The following is a 4,044-nucleotide window of genomic DNA, read 5'->3' as shown; positions in this document are numbered from 1 at the left end:
CTGGGCTTCCTCCAAGCGGTGCTTTGCCTGCAACAGTTTCTTTTCTTCACTTGTCATGGGATTACCTCCGTTTCTGCCAGATCAGGTCATAGCCCAGCACATCGGCCAGTTCCACAACCTCCTTGTAGCGGATGGATTCCCGCTGGAGCTTGGCCGACAGGTTGGAAACGCTGTCCGACCAGTCGTATTCCTCATGGAGCCGGTCAACTACCTCCTGCATGGTGTATCCCGCCCGGACGATCTGTGCCTTAATCTCATTGCGTACCGTCATCATCAAAAATCCTCCTAAATTTTCTTGATAAAAAAGCGAAGTCGGCACGCCTTCTGGCATAACCGCTTCGCTGTGTGGTGAAAAATCTCCTTGTCACCAAATCCGTTCAGAATTGCCGGTGTGATGTCCTGCCCATAGGTCGCACCTTCCGACTTTTCCGTTACGTGTGACTTGGCTTGAAACCGTGCATTTCCCCATGATTCCATGCACCCGGTTCACCGGGGCGAGAAGCATGGTTTCGCAAAATGATTTCTTCCAATAGGCAAATACTTTTCGATTTCCACTTGCCTTGATTTAACATGGGATTTGACAGGTGATTCTGACTGACATAGCCGCTGAATTGCTATAAAAGGGAGAACAACGGTCAATCAAAGCGTACGTACGTACATGGATCAGCGCCGCCATTCCTCCGGCACATCTTCCGGTACGTACGTACGCATCGAATCACCGGAAAACACTGATATATGATTTCTCACCAGTACCTCAATCCCCAGAAATCCACGCACCCGCCGTCCGGCTGCGTTGGTCACATTGTTGCAGTATTCCAGATTGTAGCGGCTCTGGCAGGCGATCAGGGCTTCGCTGAAGCTGCGTGGCTTCAGGGCAGGCAGGTTGTTTTCGGTGCAGTAAATCTGGTATGCCTCGTACAGTTCTTTGGAGCTGGCAGATAGATCGGCTTTCAGGCGAACATACCCGTCAGAATCCAGAAAATCATAGACATTGTTGTTGTCCCGTTTGACTGCTTCCCGGTTGTCTTTGGTGCGCTGGCTCTCGGTGAACTTGAAGTTGTTTGCGGCCAGCCGCTGCAATCCCTCAAAAGCCCACAGCAGAATACCCTCCACCTCGGCTTTCATCTTCTCGGCAAGGTCAGGATCATCCACACGGCCAGCCGGTTTTTCTTTCGTGGTCAGCACCAGCTGGCGGCGATAAAATCCGTCGCTCCGGTCAAACAGCGCCTGCAAATCTCCGTTGGAGAAGGCCAGCAGCCGGGCGCACATCCATCCCTGATAGCTCTGCTTGCCCTTGCGCTCCAAATCCATCTTGCCTTGGGCAGTGACGATGGATTTCACATAGTTGGTCTGGCGCAGGGCCTCCATTCGCATATCGTCATCCACGCACAGGAGGATATGTTCCAAATCGGCACGGGCAAACCGGTTCTCGGATATTTTCCCGATGCTGCCATCCTTCATGTTGGAACCGAACAAAGTTCCCAGCACAGCGCCGATCTGCGACTTTCCTTCGCCACCGCTGCCCTTAATGACCATCATCCGCTGCCCCTTGTTGCTGGGAATCAGGCAGTAGCCGATATATTCCTGCAAGGTGGGGATGTCCTCCGGGTAGAGCAGACCATCCAGAAATTGCAGCCAGAGAACAGGTTTTGGGGCGTTGGGCTTGTAGGACACGGGGAAACGGTTGCGGACGATTTTCGGCTTTCCTTTCGCAAAAGTTCCGTCCAGAAAAAGCGTGCCGTTGGAAAGATGAATCCGATCCGGCTCCGGGGGGAAATCCTCCACCAGCGCCGCCAGCTTCATCAACTCCACAATGTTGCTGATTTTGCGGGGAATGTTGCTGACCGCACAGCATTTCAGCTCCTCAAAAATCTCTCCCCGCAAAGGCAGCTCATCGGTTACACGGCCTTCGGGCGTGAAAAAAGCCCCGTTTGTAAAGATGATCTTGTGCGTCTGCAAGAACTCCTCGCAAAACAGGGCTTCGTTGATGCTTTTTCCATCGAACCAGACGGGCATCCCGTCAAGCTGCGCTTTGTTTTTCATGGGCGTCGTCCTCCTTTTTCAGCCTGTCCAGCCGTTCCTCCAAACCAGCGATCAGGCCATCCTTGTTCAGCATTTCCACGATTTTCACCCGCTGTTCCAGTTCGGCGGCAATGAGCAAATCCGCCAGATACTCCACATAGTCCAGCATCTGGCAGGCTTCCACAAACCGGTCATCTAAACTGTCATCTGGATTGGATGGGGCGTAGTTCTGTTTCCAAACTTCCAGAAGATGCAGATAATCACACAGCACCCGCAGGCAGCGCACTTGCTCCTGCCGGTATGCTTTCAGCAGGGGACGCTCCGGTTTGGGCAGGGCAGCTGCCGCAGGCGGCTTGTCCGGGCCAATCCCAAAATCCTGTGCCAGCTTCTGCGCTGCTTCGTAACTGCTCAGGTCAAATAACCTCGCCACAAGGTCGATTACATCGCCGGTGACCCCGCAGCCGAAGCAGTAAAAATACCGTTCATTCAGCTTCATGCTGGGGTGCCGGTCCTCATGGAACGGGCAGCTGCACATCCCGTTTCGGTTGACTTGCAACCCATAATGTTCCGCCGCATCCGGCACACAAATATTCTGTTTTACCAGTTCAAAGAGTGTCATAAAAATCCCTCCGTTTCAGGGCATAAAAAAGCGGCCCGCCCGTTTTCTTTGGGCAGGCCGCAGTCCTTATGCAGTTTGTGATGTTTCTGTTTCTTTGGCTTTCCGCTTTTCCTGCCGGTAGAACTTCTCCCGGCAGGCGGGTTTACAAAATTTAGCGTTGGGGCGGACAGACTGGAACGGCTCTCCGCAGCACTGGCACACCAGCTGGTACGGTTCGCCCGGAACGATCAGCCCCTCGGCAATCTTCTGTTTGCGCTCCTTCTGACGCAGGTATTTTTCATGGTCGCGGATGCGCTTCTGGCGGCGCTTTTCCTCCGCAGCCAGTTCTTCCTCGGTGGGTTCGGGCATGGGCACTTCAAATTTCCCGATAAAGTTCAGGTAAATCTCAATTTCCTGCACCCGTTCTCCGGTGCTTCGGTCCGGGGCATGGACCAGAATTTTCTCCACAAATTCATGGAGCATGGGGGCAGTCAGCTCGGTGAAATCCGTATATTTCTGTGCCAGCGCCAGAAAGTGGCTGGCACGGTCCGTGTCCTCATGAAACTGGTCCAGCTGTGCCTGCTCAGAGGCAAGCAGCTGTTCCAGTTCGGCCTGTTCCTTTTCATATTCTGCACACAGCAGCTCGAACCGTTTTTCCTCCAACTTGCCCATAGCATAGGTTTCATACAGCTTTTTAATCAACACATCCAGCTCGGCGCTGCGGTTGCGCTCCTTGGCGACCTTGCGTTTCAGCTCCTTGGCCGCTTCCTGCTGGCGAACCTGTGATATGCTGCGAACCTTCTGAATGAATTCCTCCTTGTTCTGGATGGCATAGCTGGCGGTGGAGCGGATGGTTTCCAGAATCAGGGCGTTCAGGGCTTTGGTGCTGACGGTGTGGGAAAAACACATCTGGGTTTCACGCTCAAAGGTCAGGGTATAGGTGGAGCAGTTATAGAAGTCGGTTCCATACTCCCGCCCGTCCTTTTTGCGTTTGCCCCGGTGGTTATACATCTTGGCTCCGCAGTCGGCGCAGAACACAAGGCCGGTCAGGGGATTGGCGACGCCGCTGGTATCCGTCCGGCGCACCGTCCGCTTCACTTGCTGGGCGAGCTGCCAGGTTTCCGGGTCAACGATGGCTTCATGGGTATTTTCAAAAATCAGCCAGTCGGACGGGTCATTTTTTACCCGCTTATCCCGATAGGACTTCTTGGAAGAACGGAAATTGACGGTGTGCCCCATATACTCCGGCTTTGTCAGCATGGTGCTGACCGTAAAGCCGTACCAGTCATAGGGTCGGCTGGTGTCCACGGTATTCTTCCGGCTGCCTCTGCCGTTGCGGGCCAGATAATAGGCGGGGCACTCCACCTTTTCCTGTGTGAGTATCTTGGCGATCTCATGGGGGCCGTGCCCCTCCACCGCAAGCC

The 4,044-nt window shown here is 54.0% G+C and carries 4 protein-coding genes; all 4 read right to left on the bottom strand.

Annotation, left to right across the window (positions count from 1 at the left end):
* Nucleotides 1–61 precede the first annotated feature (61 nt).
* Nucleotides 62–274 carry a phosphoribosylglycinamide formyltransferase gene (locus B5F88_RS18520; protein WP_071432514.1) on the bottom strand — a complete coding sequence of 71 codons (213 nt, stop codon included), beginning with the start codon at nt 272–274 and terminating at the stop codon, nt 62–64.
* A 389-nt stretch (nt 275–663) separates the two neighbouring features.
* Nucleotides 664–2,043 carry a phage/plasmid primase, P4 family gene (locus B5F88_RS18510; protein ID WP_087348929.1) on the bottom strand — a complete coding sequence of 460 codons (1,380 nt, stop codon included), beginning with the start codon at nt 2,041–2,043 and terminating at the stop codon, nt 664–666.
* Nucleotides 2,021–2,641: a CHC2 zinc finger domain-containing protein gene (locus tag B5F88_RS18505; RefSeq protein ID WP_087348927.1), complete on the bottom strand. Its 621-nt coding sequence runs from the start codon at nt 2,639–2,641 to the stop codon at nt 2,021–2,023. Before B5F88_RS18505 ends, B5F88_RS18510 begins: the two co-directional genes overlap by 23 nt.
* Before the next feature lie 66 nt (nt 2,642–2,707).
* On the bottom strand, nt 2,708–4,044 hold a 1,337-nt coding region (locus B5F88_RS18500; RefSeq protein ID WP_087348925.1), incomplete at its 5' end, for a DUF4368 domain-containing protein.

Source organism: Flavonifractor sp. An306, assembly GCF_002159455.1.
In the GTDB taxonomy this organism is placed as follows: Bacteria; Bacillota; Clostridia; order Oscillospirales; family Oscillospiraceae; genus Flavonifractor.
Note: the sequence above shows the minus strand (reverse complement) of the source record. Positions and strands in the feature narration are given on the sequence as shown.